Source organism: Caballeronia sp. SL1002 (genome assembly GCF_057814995.1).
In genome coordinates this window covers 225,826-239,205 of record NZ_JBYMUW010000005.1, presented here as the reverse complement: position 1 = coordinate 239,205, position 13,380 = coordinate 225,826, and the positions used below count along the sequence as shown (strand labels likewise).

The 13,380-nt window shown below is 64.4% G+C and carries 12 protein-coding genes and 1 CRISPR repeat array; of the genes, 3 read left to right on the top strand and 9 right to left on the bottom strand.

Going from position 1 to position 13,380, the window contains the following annotated elements; all coding sequences use genetic code 11:
• Nucleotides 1-10 precede the first annotated feature (10 nt).
• The gene (locus AC3D25_RS25565) at nucleotides 11-1,648 is read right to left on the bottom strand and encodes an ATP-binding domain-containing protein (protein WP_488891278.1); all 1,638 of its coding nucleotides are present in this window, start codon (nucleotides 1,646-1,648) and stop codon (nucleotides 11-13) included.
• 167 nt (nucleotides 1,649-1,815) lie between these two features.
• Nucleotides 1,816-2,487 (bottom strand): glutathione S-transferase family protein, encoded by a 672-nt coding sequence (locus AC3D25_RS25560; RefSeq protein WP_488891277.1) that lies wholly within the window; start codon nucleotides 2,485-2,487, stop codon nucleotides 1,816-1,818.
• A gap of 197 nt (nucleotides 2,488-2,684) precedes the next feature.
• A CRISPR array of direct repeats spans nucleotides 2,685-3,798; the repeat unit is 29 nt; unit sequence GGTTCCTCCGCGCACGCGGAGATAGACCC.
• A 400-nt stretch (nucleotides 3,799-4,198) separates the two neighbouring features.
• Between AC3D25_RS25560 and AC3D25_RS25555 the strand changes: the two genes are divergently transcribed.
• The gene (locus AC3D25_RS25555; RefSeq protein WP_488891276.1) at nucleotides 4,199-4,369 is read left to right on the top strand and encodes a hypothetical protein; all 171 of its coding nucleotides are present in this window, start codon (nucleotides 4,199-4,201) and stop codon (nucleotides 4,367-4,369) included.
• A 120-nt stretch (nucleotides 4,370-4,489) separates the two neighbouring features.
• Here the strand turns inward: AC3D25_RS25555 and AC3D25_RS25550 are convergent, their stop codons facing one another.
• From AC3D25_RS25550 to AC3D25_RS25525, 6 genes are all read right to left on the bottom strand, one after another.
• On the bottom strand, nucleotides 4,490-4,903 hold the full coding sequence (locus tag AC3D25_RS25550; RefSeq protein WP_488891275.1) for a response regulator: 414 nt from the start codon (nucleotides 4,901-4,903) through the stop codon (nucleotides 4,490-4,492).
• A gap of 348 nt (nucleotides 4,904-5,251) precedes the next feature.
• Entirely contained in the window at nucleotides 5,252-5,989 is a 738-nt protein-coding gene (locus AC3D25_RS25545) for a helix-turn-helix domain-containing protein (RefSeq protein ID WP_488892153.1), read from the bottom strand.
• Between the two features lie 165 nt (nucleotides 5,990-6,154).
• Nucleotides 6,155-7,474, bottom strand: a complete 1,320-nt coding sequence (locus AC3D25_RS25540) for an FAD-dependent oxidoreductase (protein ID WP_488891274.1) — start codon at nucleotides 7,472-7,474, stop codon at nucleotides 6,155-6,157.
• On the bottom strand, nucleotides 7,471-7,719 hold the full coding sequence (locus tag AC3D25_RS25535; RefSeq protein ID WP_488891273.1) for a (2Fe-2S)-binding protein: 249 nt from the start codon (nucleotides 7,717-7,719) through the stop codon (nucleotides 7,471-7,473). The genes AC3D25_RS25540 and AC3D25_RS25535 overlap by 4 nt, the downstream gene beginning before the upstream one ends.
• A complete protein-coding gene (locus AC3D25_RS25530; protein ID WP_488891272.1) occupies nucleotides 7,712-8,839 on the bottom strand; it encodes an NAD(P)/FAD-dependent oxidoreductase in 1,128 nt (375 codons plus the stop codon). The genes AC3D25_RS25535 and AC3D25_RS25530 overlap by 8 nt, the downstream gene beginning before the upstream one ends.
• Nucleotides 8,836-9,789: a 4-hydroxyproline epimerase gene (locus AC3D25_RS25525; RefSeq protein WP_488891271.1), complete on the bottom strand. Its 954-nt coding sequence runs from the start codon at nucleotides 9,787-9,789 to the stop codon at nucleotides 8,836-8,838. Before AC3D25_RS25525 ends, AC3D25_RS25530 begins: the two co-directional genes overlap by 4 nt.
• 345 nt (nucleotides 9,790-10,134) lie before the next feature.
• Between AC3D25_RS25525 and AC3D25_RS25520 the strand changes: the two genes are divergently transcribed.
• On the top strand, nucleotides 10,135-11,040 hold the full coding sequence (locus AC3D25_RS25520) for a dihydrodipicolinate synthase family protein (protein WP_488891270.1): 906 nt from the start codon (nucleotides 10,135-10,137) through the stop codon (nucleotides 11,038-11,040).
• An 85-nt stretch (nucleotides 11,041-11,125) separates the two neighbouring features.
• Nucleotides 11,126-12,262 (top strand): branched-chain amino acid ABC transporter substrate-binding protein, encoded by a 1,137-nt coding sequence (locus AC3D25_RS25515; protein WP_488891269.1) that lies wholly within the window; start codon nucleotides 11,126-11,128, stop codon nucleotides 12,260-12,262.
• Nucleotides 12,263-12,323: 61 nt separating this feature from the next.
• Here the strand turns inward: AC3D25_RS25515 and AC3D25_RS25510 are convergent, their stop codons facing one another.
• Complete coding sequence (locus tag AC3D25_RS25510) at nucleotides 12,324-13,052, bottom strand: response regulator transcription factor (RefSeq protein WP_488891268.1); 729 nt, start codon at nucleotides 13,050-13,052, stop codon at nucleotides 12,324-12,326.
• Between the last annotated feature and the right edge of the window lie 328 nt (nucleotides 13,053-13,380).

Genomic DNA, 13,380 nt, shown 5'->3' with positions numbered 1-13,380 from the left:
TGAAGCCGCCTCAGTGCTGCTGTTCGAACGTCCGCGCGGCGCGTTCGGATGCCACGACGATCAGTTTCATCGTTGCCCGCGTCGCGCCGACGAAGAATTTGCGCGCGACCTGTTCGTCGAGCGCGTCGAAATCCACTTCGGTCAGGATCACGCACGGCGCGGATTGTCCCTTGAACCGGTAGATCGATTCGAGCAGCACATCGCCCTCGCGATACTCAGGGTTGCCGAACAAATCGTAGGCGCCGGTGAAGCTGTGCAGCCGGTGCGGGCCGAGATGTTCGAGCGCGGTCAGCACCGACCCTTCGCGTCCGCGAAACGACAGCACCGCGATGTCCTGCTTGCGGAAACCGAGCGCGAGCGCCTGCGTGATCGCGCGTTTGGTGGCTTCGATCACCTCGTCCGGATGTCCGTCGCGATAAGTCGACACGCTCACTTCCGAGCCGTCGAACGGACTGCCCGCATCCAGCCGAACCTCACGCCCGACGATCCGCCGAATGTACGCAAGCAAGTCGCGCGGGCTGCGGTAGTTGGTGGTTTCGCGCAGCGTCGTCCAGCCGGGCAGCGGCACCGGCTCGCGAAAATAGAGATTTTGCATCGGATCTTCGAGCCACCACCACGCGCCGTCGGGCTTCAGCAGCCGTTCGAGCGCGGCCACCCACGCGGCCTGAAAATCCTGCCCTTCGTCGACGATCAACACGTCGAACTTCCAGTGCTCCGGCACCGCCACGTCGAGAAAGCGCTCCTCCAGCGTCGTGAAAACGTTCGGGTGGCTGAAATCCGGCGGCGTGCCGGCGTCGCGCGCAACTTGCGCACTCAATTGGTGATAATTCGCGATTTTCGCCTCGCGCGGCGCGACAAGGCGAATGTGATCGGCGAGCGGCCGGTTGAAGCACACATAAAGGACGGAACGGCCTTTCGCGACGGCATCGCGCATTGCCTGGACAGCCAGTTGAGTCTTGCCCGAGCCCGCCGTGCCGATCACGCGCAGCCGGAACGGCGAGAATTCCAGCCGCCGCGCCCAAGTTGCAAGACCGCCCGACAGCCGCGTCACGAGCGTGTCGGCCTGACCGACGAGCGCGTTCGTATCGGGCGTGAGCGCGAGTTCGTCGGCGAGAAAATGGTGAATGCGGGCCGACGACTCGAAGCGCGGTTCGTCGGGCGGCAGGATTTCCAGCACGACGGAAGGCAACGAGGCCTTGCGGCTTGCATCGACGATACGCGCTGCCGGCACGCCTGCAATCGACGCATCTTTGACCGTGTAGTCCGGGCAATACAGCAGTTCCTCGATGCGGTATGTGCCCGCGCCGAAAGCCGCCGTGAAGCGCCGATGCAAGTTTTCGAGCGTGCGGGCAAGCTGGATTGCGACGTTGCGTTCCTTCTGCAGATAGACCTTTACAAGGCCGCCGGGCGTTTCGCGCAGGAAGCCGGCCTTCTGCTCGATCACGAGCACGCGGCCCGACGGCGCGACCACCACGAAATCCGCCTCGCCGAAGACCGAAAAGCCTTCGTTGATGCGGGTCCAGTGGACGCCGTGATAGACGGTGTAGTCGTCGGGGAGACGTTCGAGCAGCGACAGCGTTTCGAGCTCGCGCACGGCCGCGCCGGTCGCTTCGAGGTTTTTCCAGTCGTCGGGAACGATTCTCGCCATGCTTCGCCTTGGGTTTGACTGAGGTTTGCGCCGCGTTGATGGCCGCCCGGCGGGGTCGCCCGGCGCGTGCGTCATCGCGCGTTCAGCGCTTATTCACAGCGTGCCATTGTACGCAACGCGCCCGGTGGTTCGTCCATTCGTCCGTTCGGCCTAGGCGCGGTTTCGGGTCAGTCCGCGAAGTCGTATTTGCCGCCGCGCGCGAGCGCGCGCTGGTACGCGGGGCGAGCGTGGATGCGGGCGAGGAACGCGCGGATATGCGGCAGTTCCTTCGCGCCGGCGCGCTGGCCCGCGGCTTCGAGCGGGAAGCTCATCTGGACGTCGGCGGCGCTGAATTCATCGCCGACGAACCATTCCGACTTCGCCAGCTCGTTGTTCACATAGCCGAAGTGGAGTTTGAGTTGCGGATCGATGAAGCTGCTTTGCATGGTCGATGCGATACGGCGCGCGATCGGCTTGACGAAGAACGGCATCGGCGCGCTGCCGATGCGCAACGCGACGAGCTTCAGCAGCAGCGGCGGCATGGCCGAACCTTCGGCGTAGTGCATCCAGTAGGTGTAGCGCAGACGTTCGGGCGAGGTCCCGTGCGGCGGCGCGAAACGTCCCTGTCCGTAACGCTCGACCAGATATTCGATGATCGCGCCCGATTCGACGATGGTCTGGCCGTCGTCGGTGATGATGGGCGACTTGCCGAGCGGATGCACGGCGCGCAGTTCGGGCGGCGCGAGCATGGTTTTCGGATCGCGTTGATAGCGCTTGAGTTCGTACTCGACGCCGAGTTCTTCCAGCATCCAGAGCACGCGTTGCGAGCGCGAATTGTTGAGGTGATGGACGGTTAGCATGGAGGTTTTTTGTGTGGAAAATGGCGTGCGAAGTTGTACCACAGGGTTGAGGGGTGTGGGGTGGGTGGTGGTATTGTTCGGGGCGGCGGGAGTGGCGTAGGCGCGTGGTTAAGCGCGATTCTTGCTTCGATCCGCTCTTTTGAAATTTAGATGGGGAATACGGTTTCTCCTTTTGGGTCAAGGAGTTATAGGGTAGAGGTTCCTCCGCGCACGCGGAGATAGACCCACGAACTGACAGCCCATCCCCATCACACAGACGGTTCCTCCGCGCACGCGGAGATAGACCCGCGTTCGTGGTCGGATCGCTCTCCTGCGAATAGGTTCCTCCGCGCACGCGGAGATAGACCTTACTGACAATGCTTTAAGGGATGTTGCATTGGGGTTCCTCCGCGCACGCGGAGATAGACCCAGGATTGTAGACATGGATCTCTCCTTAGGACAGGTTCCTCCGCGCACGCGGAGATAGACCCGCCGTGCTTGAGCAAGGTCCGAGCGCAGCCGGGTTCCTCCGCGCACGCGGAGATAGACCCGATTGAAATTCGTTTTGGGCGGCGGTCTGAAGGGTTCCTCCGCGCACGCGGAGATAGACCGTCATCTATCGCAACAAAGCGGTCCGCACGTTGGGTTCCTCCGCGCACGCGGAGATAGACCCTATCAGGCGTTATTGCGCAAGCTTGAGTACAAGGTTCCTCCGCGCACGCGGAGATAGACCCCGATCATCGGTGTCAGCCCGTCTGTCCCACTCGGTTCCTCCGCGCACGCGGAGATAGACCCGCGACTTCGCGCTAGAAGAAATGACAATCGACGGTTCCTCCGCGCACGCGGAGATAGACCCTCGGGCGCCATTGCGAGCCGCGGCGTCACCATGGTTCCTCCGCGCACGCGGAGATAGACCTCAAGGCGCGCGCGGGCATCGAGATCGTGCACAGGTTCCTCCGCGCACGCGGAGATAGACCCGGCCGGCCGTTGATCTTGCCGGTAATCGTGTCGGTTCCTCCGCGCACGCGGAGATAGACCCGGTCGCCACGAAGCCGGTCGATGAATCGGCATGGTTCCTCCGCGCACGCGGAGATAGACCCCGGCTGCACGTTGACGATTTGGTTCCTCCGCGCACGCGGAGATAGACCCTATCCTCGCGCAGTTCGAGGGCGTCGAATTTCGGTCCCTCCGCGCACGCGGAGATAGACCCAACAATGTCGGATCGTATCGACTCGATAACGCGGTTCCTCCGCGCACGCGGAGATAGACCCACTGGAGCCACGATATTGATGGCACGCCGCACGGTTCCTCCGCGCACGCGGAGATAGACTCATCGCATGGATAGAGGCGTTTTGCCGGGCGCCGGTCCATCAAATACGCGAAGATAGACCCATTTCCGTCGCCTCATCGGAGACATCGCAGCCGGTTCCTCCGCAAGCAGTGATAGACCGCCGTATTGGCGCAACCGGTGGCGTGGTTCGACGATTCCTCCGCCATGCGGAGATAACCCCGGCATCACGGCAGATGGTCAATTTCTGCTGTGCCCCTCCGCACACCCGGAGATACTCCGCCCCCGCGCCCCCTTGAACTTCTGCCCCATCCGCGTCGAACATAAGGCGTTTTTCCAAAAGCCCGCTTATCATCCCGACCTGACAGCGCGAGCCGACTGCGAACCCAACCAGTCGATCGCCCTCCACACACAAACCCAAAACCCGCGCAAAAGGAGAATTCAATGACCCTCGTAATCTACCTACTGGGGTGGCTCATTCTGATCGGTGGCGTCTCGTGGGCGCTCATCGCGATGCACGTCGCGCAGCACACGGTGATGATCGTCGCGGTCATCATGCTCGGCATCGCGGTGATTACCGGCGCGACGCGCGTGCGCAGCCGCGACCGCTCGTAGCGCCGCAGGTCGAGCGGCACCAAGCTCATGGCGTCACGCAACGTGACGCCATGAGAAAGCCGCAGAAATGCCCCACAAACGGCCTAAAAAACCGGCTAAAAAACCGGCCAAAAAACCGCCCTAAAGCAAAACCCGCGCATCGAGCGAATCGCGCAACAACTTGACGAGCGCATCCGGATGCGCGGGCTTCGTCATGAAGTGCTGGAACCCTTCGCCGATACTGCGCAGCCGGTATTCCTCTTCCTCATGCCCCGTCAGCGCGATCGCTACCGACGCCGGCAAGTTGCCGCGAATCTCGTGGTCGCGCAGACGCTGGATGAGATAAAAGCCGTCCATCATCGGTAAATCGATATCGCAGATCACTGCATCGGGCAGGATACGTATCGCGGTCTCCGCGCCGTCTTCGGCGTCGGCCACGGCGGTGACATCCGCGCCTTCCTCTTCCAGCAACATCCGCAGTGCTTCCCTGCTCTCCAGATCGTCCTCGATCAGAACAATCCGCGCATGCCCCAGTCTCGCTACTTCATTCATCATTTTCTTTTCGATACAGCAAAAAACGGAATTCCCGTGCCAGCTCATCTCAACTGCCGCGCGGCCCCAGTGACATGGACCCGCAAAAGCGGCTCGAATTCCGACGACACCGTATGATTGCCGCGCACGCCGGTGCCATAGCGCCGCGCGGTAGTAATTGCCCCGGGCGAGAGTATGCCTCATCGCCACCGGACCCTTTTTAGCAAAATCCGGGCCGCGCGCATCCACCCCTTGCCACGCAAGGCTCACAGCGAATTTCGAGACCGCAGCGAGCACGCGGCACGCGCCATTACGGTGCCTCGCCGTGTAAATTCCGGATCGCCGGTTTTAAGCGTTTATCGTAGGAGGATTTCAGCCGGCTGACGGGACAACCGGCGGGCTGGCGGGTGCGTGCAGCAGCGACCGGTATTCCGTCGGCGTGACGCCGACTGTCGCCTTGAACTGGCGCGTGAATGCGCTGTGATCCGTGTAGCCGCAAAGCGCGGCGACGTCCGTGACTTTGTCGTGGGAGACGAGCAGCGCGGTCGCCGCGTCGAGCCGCGTTTTCAGCAGCACCTGGCGCGGCGTAAGGTGGAAAACCTTGTGAAAGTAGCGTTCGAGCTGCGCGATCGACATGCTCGCCATCGCCGCGAGCTCGCGCATGTTGAGCGGCTGGACGAAATTTTCCTGAATATATAGAACCACGGCGGCAAGCCGGCTGTACGCCGGATGCGTGCCTTCGGCGGCTTGCAGATCGCGCGAAATGCCGGCGAGGCCGACCACGCGGCCATCGGCGTCATGCAGCGGCTGCTTGCAGGTCATGCACCAGCCGGGCTCGCGCGCCGGATACAGATGCAGTTCGAGCTGGTCGATCAACTGCATTCCCTGCGCGATGATCGACTTGTCCTGCGCCGTGTAGATGCGCCCGAATCGGCGCGGGAACACATCTTCCGCCGTCTTGCCGATCAGCGCGTGCTTGTCTTTTTGCCCGCAACGCCGGGCGAGTGTGCGGTTGACCATCGCGTAACGCGCGGCTTCGTCCTTCACGAAAAACACGACGTCCGGCATTGCGTCGAAGACGGGTTCGAGCAGCATGAAATGCTGCAGCATCCCGCGCAGGCCGGTGACGTTCTTGACGTCCGGTAAGCCCGTGGGCGCGGAAAGTGAGTCGGGCGTGTCCATCGCGATTCGTGGGCGTTGTCCGTGAGTGGTGCGCTCGATTATAGGGGCCGCAGCGGCGCGCCAAAATTGGTCCGCCCGCGGCCTGCAAACGCGTTACGACGCGTCCGGTTCGACGGCGCTATCGACGCATGACGCTCCCGCCGCGATCAACGTGCCGATCCGCGCCGGGCTGAACGGCGGCCGTGGCGCGGGCGCGTCCCAGCCGAAATACAGTTGCGCCGCCGCGCCGCAAATCCGTCCCTGACACGCGCCCATGCCGCAGCGCGTGTGCAGTTTCGCGTCGCGCCAGTTTGCGTGCTCGGCCACCGCGCCGACGCTCACGTCCTCGCAGCGGCACAAGAGCGTGGCCGCAGACGGCACGGCGCGCGCGCCATCGCCGAGTTCGAACGCCCGCTCGACTCGCGCCGCAAACCGATGCCAGCGCTCGCGCGCGCGCCGCGCTTCGGAACTGCGTGCGTCGTCGATATTCAGCGCCGCATACGCCGCCAGCGCGCCTTCAGCGGCCGCGCGCTCCATCCCGCCGATGCCCGTGCACTCGCCCGCCGCGAAAACGCCGTTCACGGACGTGCGCTGCGAGCCGTCCACGCGGATCGAGCCCGCCTCACCCGCCTCGTCCGCCTCAATCACGCAGCCGAGCGCCTGCGCCAGCGACACGTTCGGCACCAGCCCGAAACCGCAGGCGACGCGATCGGCGGCAAGCCGGGTCGTGCGGGCCGTCGCGCCACGACGAATTGTCACTGATTCGACGCGCCCCGCGCCTTCTGCCGCAACGACCATGCTGTCCGTCCAATACCGCGACACGCCGATCCCGCCCAGCAGCGTCACGGCCTGCGCCAGCTTTGCGGGCGTCGCGGCCAGCGACACACCGAAGCGCGCCACGCGGGCGGCGCTCGACTGCTCGACGACCGCCAGCACGTCCGCGCCACAGGCTTTCGCGGTCGCCGCCGCCGCGAATAACAGCGGCCCGCTGCCCGCGATCACGAGCCGCTCGCCCGCCACCGGCATCCCGCCTTTGATGAGCGCCTGTAAACTGCCTGCTCCGGTCACGCCGGGCAGCGTCCAGCCATCGAATGGCAGCAGCCGCTCGCGCGCGCCGGTCGCCAGGATCAGCGCGTCGTAGCCGATTTCCACGCTGTCGTCGGCGCGTTCGATCGAAAGGCGGCGCGAACCCGCCGCGACGACTTTCGCGCCGCTCATCAGTGTGAGCGCGGCGTGGTCGCGAGTGGCTGCGAGCCAGTCTTGCAGCGGCGCGGCGGGCGCGAACGCCGGGCCTTGCCGCCAGATCTGACCGCCGGGGCGCGGGTTATCGTCGATCAGCGCGACGCGCGCGCCTTCGCTCGCGGCAATCTGCGCGGCGCGCAAGCCCGCCGGACCCGCGCCGATCACGACGATTTCGAAATGTTCGGCGCTCATGCCGTCGTCTCGATGACAAGGCCGTCGCGGCAAAACGTCTGGCATCCGAGAACGTGCGCGCGGCCATCGACACGAACCCGGCATTCCTGACACACGCCCATTCCGCACAGCGCACTGCGCGGCTCGCCGCCGACCGAGCGCCGCGTACCGTCGCGCGCGTGCATCGCCAGCGCCGCCGCGACGGTCGTGAAGGCCGGGACGCGCGCCATATGGCCGTCGATCGTGATGGAAACCTGTTCAGCCATGCGCGTGTTCCAGTGCAAAACGTTGCGGCGAAAACGCCGCCGCGGGCAACGCGTGATCCAGCCCGAGCATCTGCGCGGCGAGCAGCCGGGCCGTGCCGAGCGACGTCGTGACGCCTAACCCTTCATGGCCCGCCGCGACCCAGATTCCGTCGCGCGGATCGCCCGCCGCGCCGATCAGCGGCAAACCGTCCGGCGACGCCGCGCGCAAACCCGTCCACGCGCGAATCGCGTTGAGCGCCGGCAGCGCGGGCAGATAGCGTGCGGCGCGCGCGAGCATCCGCGCGAGCACGTCCATTTCGACGGCCGGATCTTCGGTGCCGAACTGGCGCGACGATCCGATCAAAAGCTGGCCCGTCGGGCGCGGCTGCGCGTTGAACGCGACCGAAGTTCCGGTCGCGTGATGCGCGCTCTTGATATAGCCGAGTTCGAGAAGTTGATGTCGAATAACGTCAGGATAGCGGTCCGTTATCAGCAAATGACCCTTTTTCGCTTCGAGCGGCAAACCGGGCGACAAGGTGCGCGCGGCCAGCCCGTTCGCGATCACCACATGCGCCGCCGACCGCGTCTCGCCGCTCGCGAGCGTCACCCCTCCGCGCTGCACGCTCGCGACTTCGCAGTCCGTGCGCACGCCGATCCGCCGCGCATCCGGCGATTGGCGCAGCAGCCATTCGCTAGCGGTCGGCGCGTAGACGACGCTGTCGTCGGGAATCAGCAGACCGCCCGCGAGCGCCGGATCGAGCGCGGGTTCGGCCATGCGCAGCGCCGCCGCGTCGAGCATGTCGGCGCGCACGCCTTGCACCGCGAACGCGTCGCGCATGTCGCGCGCGGCGTCGAGTTCTTCGTCGTCGGCGGCGACCCACAGCGTCCCGCAACGCGTGAAGGCATCGCAGGCGCGCAACTGCGGCGCCAGTTCGAGCCAAAGTTCGCGCGAAAGCCGGCTGAGCGCGAATTCCGCCGGCGAATCGTTCATCACGACGACATGGCCCATGCCCGCCGCCGTCGTCCCGCCGCCGATCCCCCGCGCGTCGATCACCTCCACCGACAAGCCGTGCGCGGCCAGTTCCGCCGCGCACGCCGCGCCGACGATGCCCGCGCCGACCACGATCGCATCCGCGCTCATGGCGTTCGGATGCCCCACGCAAACGGATCGGTTTCGTCGAAACACAGCCGCCCTTCGCCCATGATGTGCGCGCGCCCGGTGATGGTCGGGATCAATTCGATCCGCTCGCCCGCCTTCACCTCGGCATAGCTCGCCTCGAACACGCTGCCGATAATGCTTTCCTGCCGCCAGACCGCGCCTTCCGCCAGCTTGCCGTCCGCCGCGAGGCACGCCACTTTCGCGCTCGTCCCCGTGCCGCACGGCGAGCGGTCGTAGGCGCTGCCCGGACACAGCACGAAATTGCGGCTATCGGCGTCGTCGCGCGGCGAATCCGCGAACAATTCGATGTGGTCGATCATCGCGCCGTGCGCGCCCGTCACGCCCTGCGCCGCGAGCGCATCGCGGATGGCCGCCGTGAACGCGGTCAGCTCTGCGAGGTTGGCCGGCACGAGTTCGCGCCCGTGCTCGGCGACCAGGAAAAACCAGTTGCCGCCCCACGCGACGTCGCCCTGAAACGGACCGTGGCCGGGCACATCGACGTGGACCGCGCGCCGATGCCGGTACGCCGGCACGTTGCGCACGCTGACGCTGCCGTTCGCGTTGAGCGTCGCCTCGACCACGCCGACCGGCGTCTCGATCCGATGCTGCCCCGGCGCGAGCCGCCCCATATGCGCGAGCGACACGATCAACCCGATCGTGCCGTGGCCGCACATGCCGAGATAGCCGACATTGTTGAAGAAGATCACGGCGGCGGCGCTGGCCGGATCGTCGGGTTCGCAGAGCAGCGCGCCGACGACGACATCCGAGCCGCGCGGTTCCGTGACGACGCCCGCGCGCCAGTCGTCGAAGTGGGTGCGCAGGCGTTCGAACCGTTCCACGAGCGTTCCGCCGCCGAGATCCGGCCCGCCCGACACGACAAGGCGGGTAGGTTCACCGCCCGTGTGGGAATCAATGATGTCGAGGGTTTTCATGTCGATATCGTAGAAATGCGCGCGGCGGGCGTCTTGGCGACACTATGCGCTTTTGATGACGATTTCAGCATAGGTTTCGGGCTTACGTTCTCTCCCGGACGCCGGTCTAAATAAAGCAGGATAGCGCAGGCCCGGTTGTGCCGGAATCCCGCATTCGCGCGTGTATCCAGACGCTCCCGCCAATACTGGAAGCAAGTCTCAAAAAGCCCAGAAAGCCTTTCTCGCGGCCAGATAAACGTAAACCCGCTATGCCGAAATCGGCATTTCGCACGCGCGAAACGCGCAAGACGCGCTTATTTTCGGTGCTTACACTTCGATCCAGTCAATCACTTCAGGAGCACGTTCATGGCACATATCTGGCAAGGCGTCCTGCCCGCCGTCACCACCAAGTTCAACGCGGATTTCAGCATAGACCGCGCTTGGACCAAAAAGAACGTCGAGGCGCAGATCGACGCAGGCGTGGACGGCGTGATCGTGTGCGGATCGCTCGGCGAAGCCTCCACGCTGTCGCTCGACGAAAAGCTGGAAGTGCTCGATATCGCCGTCGATGCAAGCCGGGGCCGCGTGCCGGTGCTGCTGACCATCGCGGAAAACAGCACGCTCGACGGTTGCCGTCAGGCCGAGCGCGGCGCGAAGCACGGCGCCGCCGGTTACATGGTGCTGCCCGGCCTGCGCTATTTGTCGGATCGGCGTGAAACGCTGAACCACTTTCGGATGGTCGCGAGCGCGAGCGCGTTACCGCTGATGGTCTACAACAATCCGCTCGCGTACGGCGTGGACGTCAGCCCGCAAATGTTCGCGGAACTCGCCGAGGAAAAGAAGTTCGTCGCGATCAAGGAATCGAGCGGCGACGTGCGCCGCGTGACCGACCTTATCAATGAAGTGGGCGACCGCTACGCGATCTTCTGCGGCGTCGACAACCTCGCGATGGAAGCGATCCTGATGGGCGCGCATGGCTGGGTGGCGGGTCTCGTCTGCGCATTCCCGAAGGAAACCGTCGCGATTTACAAGCTGCTGCAAGCCGGGCGCATCGAAGAAGCGCGCGCGATTTACCGCTGGTTCGCGCCGCTGCTCGCACTCGACGTCTCGCACAAGCTCGTGCAAAACATCAAGCTCGCCGAAACGATGGTCGGTCTCGGCACCGAGCCGGTCCGCCCGCCGCGTCTGCCGCTTGTCGGCGAAGAGCGCCAGCAGGTCGAAGCGCTGATTCGCCGCTCGCTCGAAACGCGTCCCACGCTGCCGCAAGTTTAATCACAACAAAACCCGAGTTCGAGTCACGAGTCCTGCCGATAACCGCCGGAGCCACCGGCGGCGCGGCCCACATGGGGAGGTGAAGGTGAAGCGCCAGAGTTTGCAGATCGCAATTGCTTTGAGCACGGCCGTGGTTGGCGCGAGCGCCAGCGCCGCGGATACCGTGAAAATCGGTTTCGCCGCGCCGCTGACCGGCCCGCAGTCCAACTACGGCGCGGACATGCAGAAAGGCGCGCAGCTCGCCATCGACGATTTCAACGCGACGCAGCCGGTGATCGGCGGCAAGCCGGTGCAGTTCGAACTCACGTCGGAAGACGATCAGGCCGATCCGCGCACCGGCACGACGGTCGCGCAACGGTTGATCGACGATGGCGTGCATGGCGTGGTCGGCCATTTCAATTCGGGGACGAGCATTCCGGCGTCGGATTTGTACGAGCGCGCCAATCTGCCGCAAGTTTCGATGGCGACCTCGCCGCAGTACACGGCGCGCGGCTACAAGACCACATATCGGCTGCTGACGAGCGACGCGCAAGCGGGCGCGATTATCGGCACCTATGCCGTGAAGAATTTGAAACTGCAGCGGATCGCGATCATCGACGACCGCACGGCCTACGGTCAGGGCGTCGCCGACGAATTCGCCGACGCGGTGAAAGCCGCGGGCGGCACGGTGCTCAAGCGCGATTTCACGAACGACAAGGCGCTCGATTTCGCCGCGATCCTGACCTCGCTGAAAGCGCTGAAACCGGACGCCGTGTTCTACGGCGGCGGCGACGCGCAATCCTCGCCGATGATCAAGAAGCTGCGTCAACTGGGCATGAACGCGACGTTCATCACGGGCGAAATGTCGAAATCGCCGACGTTTCTGAAAGTGGGCGGCGCGGCGGCGGAAGGCGCGATCGTCTATATGGGCGGGCTGCCGAATACGAAAATGCCAGGTTACGCCGGGTTCGAATCGCGTTACAAGAAGCGCTTCAATCAGGATGTCGTCACGTACTCGCCATATGCTTATGACGGCACGATGGCGCTGCTCAGCGCGATGAAGCAGGCGAATTCGACCGATCCGAAAGCTTACATTTCGTATCTGCAGAAGACGGATATCAGGGGCGTGACCGCCGCGCGGATCCAGTACGACCCAAAGGGCGATCTGAAGGATGCGCCGGTGACCATCTATAAAGTGACGCAAGGCAACTTCGCGCCCGTCGATACGATCGCGGGCAAATAAGGCGCGTTTTTCTTGACCGTAGATACAAAAAAGCCGTCTCGCGACGGCTTTTTTACTGCTTTCAGGCGGCGATCCCTTCCGCCGCATCCATCGCACCACCGGCTTCGCCGTACAGGTGCAGCAGCCGATAGCCGCTCTTATAGACAGGCTGCAGGCGGAAATCGTTGACCGGCTCGATTTCGAGCGCGAGCCGCAAGCGCGACACATGACTATCGATCGTGCGCGTGGTTTCGCGGAATTCGCGGCCCCAGACCATCGCGAAGATGTGATCGCGAGACAGCACGCGGCCGACATTCGAGAAGAACAGCACAGCGAGCCGGAATTGCGTGCCGCTCAGTTGCACCGCGCGTCCGCGCACGCTCACGGTTTGCTGACGCGAATTGAAACGATACGGGCCGACCTCGAAACCGCCCGCCGCCGTCGCCGGATAAGCGCGGCGCAGCAACGCTTCGATACGCGCGCCGACTTCGCCCGGACGCACCGGATACGGAACGTAATCGTCGGCGCCAGCGGTAAGCGCGCGCACGATGTTGTGCTCCACGTTCTCGGGCGACACGAACATCACGGGGACGCGCTCGCCCACGCTCGAACGCACGGACTTCAGCAGATCGAGGCCGGAAAGGCCCGTTGTCTGCCAATCGAGGATCAGCATGTCGACCGTCGAGCGCGACAGCGCCTTGGACATGACGAGGCCGTCGCCGAAAAGCAAGGGAGTATGACCGAGGCGCTTGACGATATCGCCAAGAAGCAAGCGGTGAGCGGAATCAGTTTGTAGAACGGCGACGCGCATGATGTCGATCCAGTTGGCGGGAGACGAGGCGGACCGCCGTGTCACCGGAAGCGCCGCCGTGCGATCTCGCAAATTGTTACGAGAACGGGATAAGCGCGCGATTTTGGACAAGCGCCGGGCGTTGTCCCATCAGAGAACTCTGAATGTTCTCGCCGAAAATAAGGGTCGCGAGGGACAGCGCTGTCGCGTAACGGCGTCATTCCGTCTCGAAATGGCGCGCCGGGTCGATGAGGTTCTTCTTTCATCCTGTAAAATCGCGCGTTTTGGCAGAAAGTTCCCTCTGCGCGGCGTTTTTATCGAGACTCGCGTGGACGCTCGCCGCACCGCG